14 protein-coding genes are annotated in these 14,415 nt (G+C 53.0%); 3 read left to right on the top strand and 11 right to left on the bottom strand.

Going from position 1 to position 14,415, the window contains the following annotated elements; all coding sequences use genetic code 11:
- On the top strand, positions 1-3,017 hold a 3,017-nt coding region (locus ACWB12_RS13145), incomplete at its 5' end, for a methyl-accepting chemotaxis protein (protein WP_479530547.1).
- Positions 3,018-3,057: 40 nt separating this feature from the next.
- Entirely contained in the window at positions 3,058-3,570 is a 513-nt protein-coding gene (locus ACWB12_RS13140) for a chemotaxis protein CheD (RefSeq protein ID WP_479530546.1), read from the top strand.
- A gap of 71 nt (positions 3,571-3,641) precedes the next feature.
- Here the strand turns inward: ACWB12_RS13140 and ACWB12_RS13135 are convergent, their stop codons facing one another.
- The 11 genes from ACWB12_RS13135 to ACWB12_RS13085 form a co-directional block, all read right to left on the bottom strand.
- Positions 3,642-4,040, bottom strand: coding sequence for a hypothetical protein (locus ACWB12_RS13135; protein WP_479530545.1), 399 nt, complete (start codon positions 4,038-4,040; stop codon positions 3,642-3,644).
- Positions 4,037-4,423 carry a response regulator gene (locus tag ACWB12_RS13130; RefSeq protein WP_479530544.1) on the bottom strand — a complete coding sequence of 129 codons (387 nt, stop codon included), beginning with the start codon at positions 4,421-4,423 and terminating at the stop codon, positions 4,037-4,039. Before ACWB12_RS13130 ends, ACWB12_RS13135 begins: the two co-directional genes overlap by 4 nt.
- Positions 4,424-4,435: 12 nt before the next feature.
- Positions 4,436-5,272 carry a CheR family methyltransferase gene (locus ACWB12_RS13125; protein ID WP_479530543.1) on the bottom strand — a complete coding sequence of 279 codons (837 nt, stop codon included), beginning with the start codon at positions 5,270-5,272 and terminating at the stop codon, positions 4,436-4,438.
- Between the two features lie 32 nt (positions 5,273-5,304).
- Positions 5,305-5,772 carry a chemotaxis protein CheW gene (locus ACWB12_RS13120; RefSeq protein WP_479530542.1) on the bottom strand — a complete coding sequence of 156 codons (468 nt, stop codon included), beginning with the start codon at positions 5,770-5,772 and terminating at the stop codon, positions 5,305-5,307.
- Positions 5,773-5,777: 5 nt separating this feature from the next.
- Positions 5,778-8,003, bottom strand: a complete 2,226-nt coding sequence (locus ACWB12_RS13115; protein WP_479530541.1) for a chemotaxis protein CheA — start codon at positions 8,001-8,003, stop codon at positions 5,778-5,780.
- A 9-nt stretch (positions 8,004-8,012) separates the two neighbouring features.
- Positions 8,013-8,384 carry a response regulator gene (locus ACWB12_RS13110; RefSeq protein WP_479530540.1) on the bottom strand — a complete coding sequence of 124 codons (372 nt, stop codon included), beginning with the start codon at positions 8,382-8,384 and terminating at the stop codon, positions 8,013-8,015.
- Between the two features lie 2 nt (positions 8,385-8,386).
- Positions 8,387-8,659, bottom strand: a complete 273-nt coding sequence (locus tag ACWB12_RS13105; RefSeq protein WP_479530539.1) for an STAS domain-containing protein — start codon at positions 8,657-8,659, stop codon at positions 8,387-8,389.
- 199 nt (positions 8,660-8,858) lie between these two features.
- Complete coding sequence (locus ACWB12_RS13100; RefSeq protein ID WP_479530538.1) at positions 8,859-10,262, bottom strand: TRAP transporter large permease; 1,404 nt, start codon at positions 10,260-10,262, stop codon at positions 8,859-8,861.
- Complete coding sequence (locus ACWB12_RS13095) at positions 10,262-10,906, bottom strand: TRAP transporter small permease subunit (RefSeq protein ID WP_479530537.1); 645 nt, start codon at positions 10,904-10,906, stop codon at positions 10,262-10,264. Before ACWB12_RS13095 ends, ACWB12_RS13100 begins: the two co-directional genes overlap by 1 nt.
- 207 nt (positions 10,907-11,113) lie before the next feature.
- A complete protein-coding gene (locus ACWB12_RS13090) occupies positions 11,114-12,037 on the bottom strand; it encodes a hypothetical protein (protein ID WP_479530536.1) in 924 nt (307 codons plus the stop codon).
- Positions 12,038-12,378: 341 nt separating this feature from the next.
- Positions 12,379-13,389: a C4-dicarboxylate TRAP transporter substrate-binding protein gene (locus ACWB12_RS13085; RefSeq protein WP_479530535.1), complete on the bottom strand. Its 1,011-nt coding sequence runs from the start codon at positions 13,387-13,389 to the stop codon at positions 12,379-12,381.
- Between the two features lie 120 nt (positions 13,390-13,509).
- Here ACWB12_RS13085 and ACWB12_RS13080 point away from each other — a divergent pair, with 120 nt between their 5' ends.
- The gene (locus ACWB12_RS13080) at positions 13,510-14,280 is read left to right on the top strand and encodes an HpcH/HpaI aldolase family protein (protein WP_479530534.1); all 771 of its coding nucleotides are present in this window, start codon (positions 13,510-13,512) and stop codon (positions 14,278-14,280) included.
- Positions 14,281-14,415 lie beyond the last annotated feature (135 nt).

Below are 14,415 nucleotides of genomic sequence, written 5' to 3'. Positions count from 1 at the left end.
TGGGGGTTTTGGCGTATTATAACGCCAAAACCACGCTGGATGATGCGGCCAGAACGCGGCTGCAGGTCGCCCTTGAAACGCGCACGAAAAGCGTATCTGTTTGGTATGACACCCTATCAAACGAAGTCATCACGCAAGCCAGTAGCCCCTCCACTCGACGGGCGATCACCGAATTTATCGGCGCTTGGGTTTCGCTGCCCGGGGATAAAAGCGCGTTCTTAAAGAACAACTTCAAGCCTGAGGTCCAAGATGGAACAAACGAGCCGTCTGTATTGAGTGCTATCGTTGCCACAACCGATTATTCGCGCAGGCACAGCCGCAGACATCCAGTTTACCAGGCTTTGCTCGAACGCTATTCGTATCATGATATTTTCTTGTTCGATCTGGAAGGGAATCTGCTTTATTCGATCATGAAAGAACCGGATTTTGCGACAAACTTTGTCACGGGGGAGCATAAAGATACGGGTTTGGGATATGCTTATCGGCAGGCATTAACCTTGGGTGCGAATGAAACAGCTTTTGTTGATCTGGCACCTTATGGGCCCAGTAATGGTGATTATGCAGGGTTCATGGCGGCCCCTATCCTGTCTGTCAATGGGGCGGTTATGGGCGTTTATGCCATTCAGGTATCAACCGAGACGGTCAGCGCAATTTTCGATGCTTATGATGGTTTGGGAAAAACCGGCGTTACAATGGCTGTGGGACAAGATTACCACCCACGACTTAGCTCACTGGACGGTGATACAAATGAGAATGCAAATCTCGTTATCGATCCAGAGCTCGTTGATTTGGCCCTGTCCGGTCAAACTGGGGTGGCCAACAGCACTAACATTCTTGGTGAAGAAGTGCTGGCCGCATACGCCCCCATGCAAATCGGAAATCTGACATGGGCAATAATTGCCGAACAAGAAACATCCGAGTTGTTTGCACCTGCTGTATCTGTGCGTAACAAGATGCTGATGCAGGGTGGTCTGCTTGCCGTCCTCACGGCCCTTATTTCGATATTCCTTGCACGTAGTGTCGGGCGACCGCTTGCAGATGTTGGCAAGGCAATGAAATTGGTGGCAAAAGAAGAATATGATGTTGAAATTCCTGCCGCAAACCGTGGGGATGAAATTGGTGAAATTGCATCGGTTCTAGAAGAATTCCGAAATAAACTGAAAGATTCCGAAGAAGGGGTCGCAGAAACCCTGTTCAAGGGCACAGCCTTTGAAGGCACATCTGCAGGCTTAATGATCGTCGATCAGGATTTCACCATCAAACTGGTCAATGGATCGATGTCAAAACTGTTTGTTGAATATGAAGACCAGTTCAAAAAGGTAAATCCGGCGTTTGATGCAGGCAAAGTCATTGGGTACAATATGGATATTTTCCACGCGGTCCCGAGACGGGTCAGGGATTTGCTAAATGACCCTGCCAATCTGCCGTTTCATGCTGAAATACCTGTCGGAAATGCCAGGTTTTCGCTGGATATCAATTCGGTTCTTGATGGTGAAGGAGAGCAGCTTGGATGTGTTGTCGAATGGAATGACGTCACGCTGGCGCGGATGAATGATGCGGTTTTGAAAGCCATTGAAGAAAACCAGTCAAAAGCCGAATTTGCCCCGGATGGAACCCTTCTGGTTGCCAATGATAACTTTCTGAATTTAACCGGCGGCGTCGACAATGGCCAAATTGGCAAAAAACTGCCAGAGCTGGTAAAGTTCGATTCTAAACTGGCGCAAGAAAACGGCACGGTCTGGGATCGGGTGGTTGATGGTGAATCCGTCGTGGGCAAGTTTCTTGTTGATGCAGGCGGGGGCACTGATGGCACTCTGGAGGGGGCATTTAGTCCTGTGCAAGGCAAATCCGGCGATATTATCCGTATCCTTCTTGTCGGTAATGATGTAACCGAGGCTCAGCTTCTGATGGAAGAGTCCGAGGCAAAGCGGATTGCGCAAGAGCAAGCCCAGACAGAAGTTGTCGAGGCATTGACGGTTGGTATGCACCAATTGTCAGATGGTGATTTGACAGCGGAAATCACCACCATGTTCAAACCGGAATATGAGCAGTTGCGCAATGATTTCAATGGGGCTGTCGCAACATTGCGGGAAGCGATGCTGGGGGTGATTGATAATGCCGAATCCATTCGGGGCGAGGCATCAGATATTAGCAATGCTGCTGATGACCTGTCGCGTCGCACTGAACGGCAGGCTGCAACCCTAGAAGAAACCGCCGCCGCCTTGGATGAGTTAACGGTCAGTGTCCGGTCTGCAGCCGACGGGGCAGAGCAGGCTAATCAGGTCGTCTCTGACGCAAAAGAAAATGCCGAATCCAGCGGTGTAGTGGTGCGGGAAGCTGTTGACGCTATGGGTGAAATCCAGGCATCTTCAAGCCAGATTTCAAGGATTATCAGTGTGATTGATGATATTGCCTTTCAAACCAACCTGCTGGCGCTCAATGCCGGTGTCGAGGCGGCGCGTGCCGGAGAAGCTGGGCGAGGCTTTGCGGTTGTTGCTTCCGAAGTTAGGGCCTTGGCGCAACGGTCATCCGATGCCGCCCGCGAAATTAATGACCTGATTTCCGCAAGCGGCCAACATGTGAAGCGCGGTGTTGACTTGGTTGGTCAAGCTGGCGAGGCTTTGGGCCAGATTTTTGAATCGGTTTCTAATATTTCAAACCACGTATCCGAGATTGCAATATCTGCAAATGAGCAATCCTCGGGGCTTGCTGAAATCAATACTGCTGTGAACCAGCTGGATCAGGTAACGCAACAAAATGCGGCAATGTTTGAAGAAACCACAGCGGCCAGTCATGCATTGACACAAGAAGCCGAGACACTTTCCGATACAATGTCCAGATTCCAGATAGGTTCCCTAGACAACAATGTAGTAGCCGCAAATTTCCAACCGGCACGAGAAGACGCTATCCACCTAGAACGCCAGCCAGTAATGAGTGCAGCTCCTGTATTGAACAGCGGTGCTGCGACCGAAACGGCTGTGATGTCTCAAGTTGAAAGTGATTGGGAAGATTTCTGATGCCTGTACAAAGTGAGTGAAATAACAGGGAAGCAGGATCATGAATACGACACATATCACGCAGGGCGAATTTGCAACAGCGTCTACCGAGGATGCTATGATCACAACGATTTTGGGCTCGTGCGTGTCCGCCTGCCTTTGGGATCCAGTTGCAGGTGTAGGCGGAATGAACCATATCTTGGTGCCCCATGATAATAAAAGGCCAACGGATTATGCTGGCTCCAGAGTGAATGCAATGGAACTTCTGATCAATGCCATCATAAAACAGGGGGGAGTGAAAAGCCGCCTGCAAGCCAAACTGTTTGGTGGCGGGAAAATGATATCCCGGTTCTCGGATGTCGGCCTAAAGAATGGAGAGTTTGTTTTCTCTTTCCTACAGGCAGAAGGCATTTCCTGTCTGAGCCAGAGTTTGGGTGGAGAACAGGCACGGCGCATTCAATTTTGGCCGCATTCAGGGAGGGCACGCCAAAAAATGCTAGGGCGGGTCGAATTCCCAGAAGAGGCGGAAGCTTTGCCGAAGATTAAGGTGAGCAACGATATTGAACTGTTTTGAGGAACTGACGCAACAGTGGTTGTATAGCTAGATCGGCATATTCACTCTGGATACTATATTAACGTGTTACCCTAAGTCCATATCACATCTTGTTCGGTTTCAACCATTTTGTTCAGTATGTCTTCTGATCGGGTAAGCCGCGCGGCTAACCCTTCGAGAACTATATTATCACGGACTGTCTGGGTTGAAATAGTATCTGCCGAAAATGCCTTTGTTTGTGCAAGAAGATTAGACAACCGAGCAAGATCTTCAAGACTTTGACGCAATCTGTCCAGTCCCTGCAAAGCAATGATCGGCTGATCGATTGGCCTGTCAGGTGTGCCGATAATGGCACCCAGTGCCTCTTCGACATTTTTGCAAGTATCTGTCATTTCACACAACTCACCGGCCACGCGACTGAACAACAACGCAAGTGCCAAAACAGGTTCATTACTACTGGAATCAGACAAGCAGATCTTTTCGATTTTCATAAGCGGCCCACGACGGCTTCGATACAGGATCGCAGCTCTGCAGGGGTGAAAGGTTTTTTCAAGAAATTATTCATGCCCAGCTGCCGTCCTCTGTCAACAATCTCGCGGTCTGCGCGTCCTGTAATCAAGATGAAACCTGCTCCTTTTGTTTGCGGTCCTTGCCGTATTGCATGCAATAGGTGAAGTCCGTCCATTCCCGGCATGTTGTAATCTGATATGATCAGATGCACTGGGGATTGTGTCATCGATTGCAAGGCTGTAGGCCCGTCGGCTGCCGATGCAACATTGCGGATGCCATAGGAATCCAATGCTTGTGTGATCAGGCCGCGGCTGGTCGACATATCGTCAACAACCATCACGCGAATTTGGTCTCGTAGTGCCATAGGTTTTCCCCTTCAGTTTACAGGATTCGTGGAGGGTGGACGGTGATATGCAGTCGGGCCGGCCGTGACAAATTCAGTCTCAAGTTTGTCTGAAAAGCGTTCGGAATGGCCAACAAACAGCCATCCGCCAGGCGCAGTTGCGGATTCAAATCTGGGCCAGAGCGATAACTGGGTGGCCTCGTCAAAGTAAATGACGACGTTTCGACAGAATATGACGTCAAAAGTGCCAGATATGGGCCAGCGGGAAAGCAGGTTTAGCTCGCGAAACGAAATTAGGTTGCGGATAGGATCGGTAACTTGGAACCCATGTTTTTCATTAGATTCCACCTGCGTTAGAAATTTTTGTTGCAAGGAATCCTCTATGTCGCAAAGTGATCTGATATCGTAATATCCCTGTTGTGCTGTCGCAATCACATTCGGATCAATATCGGACGCCAGTATTTTTACATCCAGATTGGCGGCATCGGGAGCAAGGTCAAGCAACGTCATTGCGATCGAGTATGGTTCCTGACCTGTGGAGCAGCCAGCAGACCAAATGCGCACGCGTCCCCCATTGCGTGCCCGCAACATAAGCTCAGGAAGGACCTGTTCTCGCAGAATGTCAAAGTGATGGGATTCACGAAAAAAATTAGAAATATTCGTAGTCAGTGAGGAAATCATTTTGCGCCGCTCGGTGCGACCCTCTTCTGATTCGACAAAGGAGGTGTATTCGGAAAAACTATTGATCTTCAGCTGACGCAACCGACGGTTAATGCGGGATTGAACCAATGACGCTTTCTCGGGGAGGAAAACCAGGCCGGCTTCTTTGTAGGCGATATCAGAAATGGCCTTAAAGTCGGCGTCACTCATGTTCGAAGAGTTAGAGATTGATGACCCCATCTCTAGGCAACCTCCATGCTTTCAGCCGGCAATGCAGCGGCAAGGGCAAGGATTCTGATCATACGCTCATCCGCAATCATCAATGCGCTGACAAAGGTCTGGTTGTTATCGGCAGACATCTCTGGAGGCGCTTGCAGATCGGATTTATTGATTGCCAAAATGTCGGATACGGCGTCGACAAGCAGACCGACGGTTTCCTTGCCGGTGTGAACAACAATGATGACATTACGCTCGCTCGCTTCGGTGCGTCCCATGCCAAGACGTTCGGCAAGATCAACAATCGTCAGAACTGTGCCGCGCAGGTTGATGACGCCGCGCACAAATGTTGGGGCGTGGGGGAGGGGTGTTGCTTTGCTCCAGCCGCGGATTTCGCGCACAGACATGATATCAATGGCGTATTCCTGTTTTCCAACCTGAAACGTCAAGAGTTCAATTTCTGCGGTTAGGGCTTTGTCTTGAGTATCGGTCATGGGTTTTATCCGGCGAGTTGAAGGGTGGCGTGGGAGCAGCGTGTACGGCCGTTTGCATTGGCGATGGCATCTATAGGGTCAAGGATCAGGGCAATCTTACCATCTCCGAGGATGGTTGCGGCGGCAACGCCAGGGACGCGTCCAAAGGTGTCTTGTAATCCTTTGATAACGACTTGGCGTTGGTCTTGAATTGCGTCAACAACCAGAGCGGCATGTGTGCCGTCTTCTTGTGCGATCAACAAAACAATCGCCCCAATATAGCTGTCCATCGGGGTGCGATAACCAAGCTCGGCCCCCAGATCAAGCAGCGGCACAAAGGTGTCGCGCACCTTGATCACGTTGGTTTCAGGACCGAGTGCGCGGATGTCATTTTCGGTCAGGGTCAGGGTTTCGGTGATTGTGTTCAAGGGCACCACAAGTGTCTGCTGCGCAACATCAATCACCATGCCATCCAGCACTGCCAAAGTCAGTGGCAGGCTGATGGTAAATGTTGTGCCGCTGCCGGGTTCAGACTGGATCGTAACGCGCCCGCCCAAGGCAAGGATTGCGCTTTTGACCACATCCATCCCGACACCGCGCCCTGATAGATCCGAAACTTCGCTGGCGGTGGAAAATCCGGGCATGAACAGAAGGTTGTCAATTTCACCATCACTAAGTTGGGCGCTTTCCTGCACCAGCCCCTTCTCGATTGCGATTTGCAACACGCGAGGCCGGTTGATACCGGCACCATCATCCGAAACCTCGATAATGACACGACCAGAGCGGTGTCCGGCGCTCAAGGTTACGATACCTTCTTCGGCTTTTCCGGCAGCAAGGCGGTCGGCCGGTGCCTCAACGCCGTGATCGACTGCATTGCGGATCATATGGGTCAACGGATCTGCCAGCCGCTCGATCACGGTTTTATCGACTTCGGTTTCATCACCTATCGTTTTTAAGCGCACGGTTTTGCCGATCATCGAGGACGATTCCCGAATGATCCGACTCATCCGCTGGAACAGGGATTTTACCGGCTGGGCGCGGATCATCATCACGCTGTCCTGAATGTCGCGGGTCAGCTGCATGAATTCATCCAGCCCCTCGGCTACAGCCGTATTGGAAAGAAGATCAGCCTCGGCAACGCTTTGGGAAATCATTGCCTGATTGATCACCAACTCGCCGACCAGGTTCACCAGACGGTCAATCCGCTCCAGATCAACCCGAACTGTCGGACGGGGGGGTTTGGCGGCGGCGGATTTCGCTGGCGCGGGTGTGTCTTGGTTGGCGGGGACGGCTGGTAGGCTGACAACGGGTGTTGCTGCGGGGTGCTTATTGGTTGTTTCTGCGCCGGTGGTCGTCTGGTTGTCCATGGTGGAGAGTGGCGGCAAGGTTGGCTGAGCGCCATCAAGGGGTGGCGGCGCGGGTGGTGACGGTGGCGGCGGGGTATCATCGCCGCCGGACTGAGGGCTGGTGATTGTCAGGCTGCATAAATCCGCAACGAAATCAAAGACCTCTCGAACCGCGTCTTCCTCCTCATCTGTGGTCAGGTGGATTGTCCATGATAGATAGGATTTTTCCTCGTCTATGTCTGTAAGGGTAGGGATAGATGCGGTGTCACACATAACCTGTATATCCCCCATTTCGCGCAACAGACGCAGCAGGTGCAGAGGCTCGTTCCCTGAACTATAAAGCGAGCTGTCGGGGACAAAATGGATGGTATAACCATCTTCGAACATAGGGATATCGATGGCACTAACGGCATCAGTATCAACAGAACAAGCATCATCCAGTCCTAGATCAAGCGCCAGCGTCATCGGTTGGAAGTCGTCGATCTCTTCTTCGGGCTCGTCCGCAGCGCTGTGGCCCAGTATGGTTTCAAGATTGGTCAGCACGGCTTGGGTGCGGGTTTCGTCCTGATGCGTGTCATCGCGGGCAGCGCGGACCAGATCAGCGAGGATATCGCCGGATTGAAAAAACACCGATATTGCGTTGCGATCGGCGGTGATATTGCCCGACCGCACCCCGTCCAGAACCGTTTCAAGCTGATGGGCGAACCGCACCAAATCATCGAGGCCAAAAGCGCCCGCCCCGCCTTTGATCGAATGAACCGCCCGAAAAACAATGTTGATGGTTTCATCATCCGCGGCGCCATCATCCATGATCTGGAGCCCGTCTTGAAGGGATTCCAATAGTTCCTCGCATTCAACAAAGAACGACGCACGGATTTCGATCATTGGGTCATCATCATCCATCATGGTGCGTTCCTACCCTGTGACCATTTGCAAGGCGCGGATCAGTTTTTTCGGTTGAAACGGTTTCACGATCCAGCCGGTTGCGCCTGCATCACGGGCGCGTTGTTTTAATTCGGGCGCGCTCTCGGTGGTGAGCACCAAAATAGGAATGGCGCGGTACGCCTCGATTTTGCGCACCGCCACGATAAATTCAAACCCGTCCATGCGCGGCATGTTGATGTCGGTGATAATCGCGTCAGGGGCGGGCGACATTTCTTTCAAAACCTCGACCCCGTGCACTCCGTCTTCGGCCAGATGTGTGGTAAAGCCTGCCTGATTTATCGTCAGGTTCAGCATGTCGCGGATGGTGCGACTGTCGTCTACGGCTAGGATGTTCAGGCTCATGTTTATGCCACTCCGGTTAATGTATCGGGGGTAAATCCGTGCAAGGTGAGTTGGGTGACGCAGGTATCGCTGGGCGATGTCAGGTTGAATTTATGCCCCGCACTAACCCAATCGTTTGACGCAGCGATCAGGACTTGCAGGCACAGCGTGCCCATATGGGTCACGTTCGAGGCATCAACCTCGAGATCTTTTCCCGCCTGGCCGAGAATTTCGGCTTTCAATGCCGTCACCGCCCCGAAATCAAGGCGTTCCTGTAATGTAAGCACTGCTGTCATCGCACAGCCCCATGGCTGCTGCTGCCAAACCGTTTCACCAAAAATCCCCTTGTCAATCGTTCTCAATCGGTCGTTGGGACTGGTTTAGGTGGCGTGGGTTAACATAGACTTACATCAACAATGTTTTTTCCAATCTCATGGAAAAAATCAATTAATACGGTGTAAAACCAATGGGTTTAGCGTATAAATTAAAGTTGTATTAAGAGGCGAGGCTGGGCAGCCAGAGCACGATTGACGGAAACGCCACAAGTAATGCGATGGTAACTCCATCGGCAATAAAGAACGGTGTCACGCCGACAAACACGTCCTGCACAGACAGATCATCGCGCACCCCTGCCACCACGAAACAGTTCAATCCGATGGGTGGGGTGATCAGGCAGAATTCGGCCATTTTCACCACCAGAATGCCGAACCAGATGGCACACATCGGGCCGGACATACCAAAGGCGCTATCGGCGGCCGAGACAAACTCGCCACCGTTCAGCGCCATCACGGCAGGGTAGACCACGGGCAAAGTCAGCAGCAGCATGCCGATGGCGTCCATGAACATGCCCAGCACCGCATAGGCCAGCAGGATAAAAACCAGCGTCAGCATCGGTGATTGCTCCAGCGAGGTGATCCAGTCGGCGAATGCACCGGGCAGATCGGCAAAGCCCAAAAACCGCACATAGATCAAAACACCCCAGATGATGGTGAAGATCATCGCACTGAGTTTAGCGGTTTCCATCAGCGCGTCTTTGAGCTGGGTCCAGCGCATGCCTTTCATCATTGCCATGGTGAACACCACGAACGCGCCCAGTGCTCCGCCCTCGGTCGGGGTGCCCCATGCGTCGCCGCCAAACGGGTTATAGATGAAGAAGACGATGATGAAGACCACGAAAAAGATCGGGAAGGCGGGGGGCAGGGATTTGAACCGCTCGGCCCATGTGTAGCCCTTCATCGCGGGGCCAACGCTGGGCCAGATGACCGCCATGCCGATAATCAGCAGGGTATAGACCAAGGCGGAAAACGCGCCCGGCACGAAACCGGCCAACAGCAGTTTGCCCACGTCCTGCTCCACTATGATCGCGTAAATCACCAGGATCGCCGAGGGCGGAATCAGGCTGGCTAGGGTGCCCGCCGCCGCAACCACGCCCGCAGCAAAGCGTTTGTTATAGCCAGCCTCGAGCATTTCGGGGATGGCTATACGGGCAAACACCGCAGCGGTCGCCACAGACGCGCCTGACACTGCGGCAAAGCCTGCCGTGGCAAATACCGTCGCCACCGCCATGCCGCCCGGCACCCAACCGACCCAGCGTTTGGCGGCCTCGAACAACGCCTTGGTCAGGCCCGCGTAATAGGCGAGGTATCCGATCAGGATGAAGGTCGGGATTAGTGACAACGCTTGCGAGGCGACCTTGGAGTGGGGCACTTGACCCGCCACCTTGATCGACACAATCAGTGCCTTGCCGAATTGATCCGGCGCGTAGCCGAATTTGGCCCAGAATATCCAGACAAGCCCGACAAGCCCCGCCATGCCCGCCGCAAACGCCACCCGCATGCCCAGCACCACCAGCACCAGCATACCGCCCGATACGACTAGCCCGATATCAATAGGATCCATCAGGATTCTCCCGCTTTATCGTAATCCGTGACGTGTTCGGCTTCTTGGGCCGCCTGTGCTGCCGCCGACATAACCAGCGGCACCGCGACAGGTTCGCTTAACCCGAGCCAGAAGGCCCGCCCATACCCCGCCAACTGCACCATGAACCGTAAGGACAGCACCGAAAACGCGACCGGAACCAGCAGTTTGGCCGGCCACAGCGGGATGGCAATGTCGATTGATGAATCATTGCTCCAAAGCGGGCGACCGAAATCGAAACTGCGCAGGAAATGTGAAAACGCACCGTAAACCAGCGCCAGCATCAGGATTAGCATCGCCAGCGTGGTGATAAATTCAGCCAGCCACAAAGCCCGACCGCGCAATTTTCCGACCAGAATATCCATGCGGATATGGCCGCCGTCGCGCTGGGTATAGGACACCCCCATAAAGGCAATCAGCGGCATCACCTGTTCGATCCAGTCAACATAGCCGGGCAGGGGCGCGTTGAATAAATTGCGCCCGCCAACGGACACCACGGCAAGGATCATCAGCGAAAACACCGCCATGCCGCTAACCAGCGCCAGTATGCGTTCAACTTTGTATAGTTTCCTGTCCAGACGGCTGAGTGTCGAGCCATCCTCCAGCACACTCGCGCCACCGGCCATGTGCATCCCCCCTGTTTATTGTTGGGGTGACATAGCCAGATAATGGGGGGGAGGCAAGGTGGTGAGAACAATTTTTATTGTGTGCGCTCCCGCACGGGACCGCGCTTCATAATGTAATGTAGAGGTTTCAATTTACTGTTGGATGGGCGCAAGCCTGATAAAGAAGCGGTGGATTGGCGACCACCCTATGCCCGCAGAATTTTCACTCTAACCAGCACCATTCCCAAACCCATTGCCAAAACCACCCCCGATGTTCTTCCCCATCCTCCAGCGGGGATAGGTTCCTTGATCGCCGGAAAATTCAAAGACGAACTCTAGATGTAGGTCCTCCCGTTGCTCTGAAAACGAGTTTTCAAGGAGAAACGAACAATCCAAGTTCAAGAAGAACGATATGACCTTTCCATCTTCCATTTGAGCCCCTCTTGGGAAGTCCTTAAAGGACTTGAGTTCTCTAGCGTCGGAAAACTCTGCAAGAATGGAATCGTAGAATAACTTTAAATCTCTAGCAGAAAACTTAGTCACCTCCCCGATTTCCCTAGTGTGCCATGTTTCCAATTCAACATATTGTTCGTCAGTAACGTTCCATGAAACTGTGTGTGTGGAATGCGCTGGGATCACTGTTTTCACAGTATTTTCAAAGTACAAATCAAAACCCGCCTGATCGAGGATGGTGACAGTAGGAACACCATTACTTTCGGAAGGGAATTTCTTTTCGCTAAAAGTAACACCTTCACGAGTGCTACATTGCAGTGAATCATCAACTATCAAAGTCTCTTCCGAGAGATTAGTGATTTGGGCGCTGATTGAAAAGTCGACCAGCTGCGAAATATTTCCGTTTGGCCCCGCAATATTATCTGGGAAAAAAGACAGAACGCTATACTTCGGGCTTTTGTCAGACAGAGATGAAACTACTAGGTTTACCGTTGCAGGCAATAAGGCGATGATAGCTACAATTAGGCTAAGCGCAGGTGCCAACGATAAAAAGTGACGGCTGCGGTTCTGAAATGAATGGCACACCGCGCATTTTTTCGCGTTTTTTTTGATTTGTGATTTACAATCGACACATTCGCAAAATAGTTGTTTTTCCCCACTGCTCGCGCCCTCATCATTTTGTGTTTCTTGCTCAACCACGTGGCCTCTCCAAACTTCCTTAGTGAACATTCTGCTATGTTATTAGTATGGCTAATCGAACTTAGGCTCTCGCACAAGCGGGAGTTGTTTGGGTGCACGAGCTTGGTTATATATGGCTAGATGTGCTTGGTTTTTATCTGCTGCAATAAGACGTAGTTGGATGATTGGTCACACCCACCGTATCCCCTGAAACATTACGCCCCTTCACTTCATGCACAAATCTGGAACCGCGGCACCCACCGACCATGCGCCCACCCGGTCGGGCGCTGCCATTTTTGCAAATAGGCCTGCCGCAGATCATCCACGGCAGGCCCAATTCATTTACAGTCGCTTTGCGTCGCCTACATGCGCTCTTTCTTCAGCGTATCCATCACAAGATCATACAACTCTTGCGCAGGCAGCCCTTGGGCAGACATATCCTTGATCCATTGCTTGCGGATCGGGTCAGCAGCGGCAGCGCGGAAGGCCGCTAGGTCGTCGTCCGAAATGGTGACGCGTTTCACGCCTTTTTCTTCCAGAATGCCGTCCCATTTGACCAGCAGTTCTTCGTAGTTGGTAACGTAATGCGCAATCGCTTCGTCAACCGAACCGTCAAGTGCTTCGCGCTCGCTGTCAGACAGCGCATTATAGGCGTCGATGTTGACCACAACAGGGCAGTTCACCGTGCCGGGGTTCAGGTTCTCGGTCCACCATTCGGCAATGTCGATTGTGCGGAATGCCAGATGCGCGTGGGGTGCGAAGGCCACCGTGTCGACCACGCCGGATTCCATCGCGTTATAGGCTTCGGTCGCGGTTACCGATGTCGGAACCGCGCCAACAGCTGCGAAGGCTTTGCCAACGCCGCCGGTTGCCCGAACCCGCATGCCGTTCATCGCGGCCAATGTGCTGCGCGGATCACCGGTGCCAACGATGTTATATTGCGGCATTGGGGATGTCATCAGCAGCTTGGCGTTCCAGCGGGCCAGATCGGCCTGAACCGCAGGGTGGGCGTAAACCGCGTTAGACACGGCGACCTCTTCAGCCAAGTTGGCAACGCCAAGGAACGGCAGTTCCAGCACGGTGATGGTCGGGTTCTTGTCACGGTGATAGCCAGCACAGAACTGCGCCATTTCAAACGCGCCAATCGAAATTCCGTCCAGATTTTCCTTGTTCTTGGACAGACCACCGTAGGAAATATTCAGGGTGAACTCGCCGCCGGTCTTCTGGGACACCAGCTCGGCCAGCTTCTCGATGTGCTCGGTGAATGCACGGCGCTTGCCCCAGACTGACACGTTCCACTCTGTCGCCATAGCTTCGCCAGCGAATGCCACAGCAAGGGCAGCAACGGCCACACGGCCAAATAGATGTTTCATAAAGTCTCTCTCCCAGATGTTATAATATGGCCGTTAAGGTAGCTTGCCCCGTAGGGAAGTCCAGCAAAATGTTGACCATTCGATAAAGAGCAGCAAGGATGTCGAAAAAGGAGAATGATCATGCCTGCCCCCGAAAATAGACTAAAAAAAGCCCTCGCCAACGGGGATATGCAAATCGGCCTGTGGCTGGGAACAGCCCACCCGATGCTGGCCGAAATAGCTGCCTCGGCGGGGTATGACTGGTGCCTGATTGATGGTGAACACGGGCCGAATGACGTGCCTTTGATCCTCGCGCAGATGCAGGCGATGAGCGGTGGGGATGCTTCCGTTGTGGTGCGGGTGCCGATTGGTCAGGACTGGTTGCTGAAACAGGTGCTGGATATCGGCGCGCAAACTGTGATGGTGCCGATGGTGGAGACGGCCGATCAGGCCGCCGCCATGGTGCGCGCCGTGCGGTATCCGCCGGATGGTGTGCGGGGCTTGGCCAACTCAATGATCCGCGCCTCGGGCTATAACGCGATCACGGATTACCCTGCCACCGCGAACGATGAAATCTGCCTGATCGTGCAGGTCGAAAGTGCGCTGGCGATTGAAAACATCGACGCGATTGCTTCCGTAGAGGGGGTAGACGTGGTGTTCATCGGCCCGTCCGATTTGTCGGCCGACATGGGGTATACTGGCAACGCGAGCGCCCCCAAAGTGACAGCTGCCATCAAACACGCCGTAACCCGCATCCGCGCGGCGGGCAAAGCGGCGGGCATCATCGGCGGCGGAGACTTTGCTGAGATGCGCGACATCGGGGTGACGTTTCTAGGGGTGGGCGCGGATGTGACGGTGATCGCTGGGGCGCTGCGCGGGCTGGTGGCTGAGACGCGGGAGAGGTTGGGGTGAGATTTACAGTAAGCGGTGTCCCAGCCCCACCTTACGTTTGAGTTTGTAATCTGCGAGTCCTTCTTTTCTGATTATTGGAAGGATTTTCTCAATGGAGCACTCAACGGAGCTACGGGCTGAGTCAGGGCTGATGTC

The sequence above is a fragment of the Profundibacter sp. genome (genome assembly GCF_056498605.1).
This window is presented reverse-complemented; position numbering and strand designations above follow the sequence as displayed.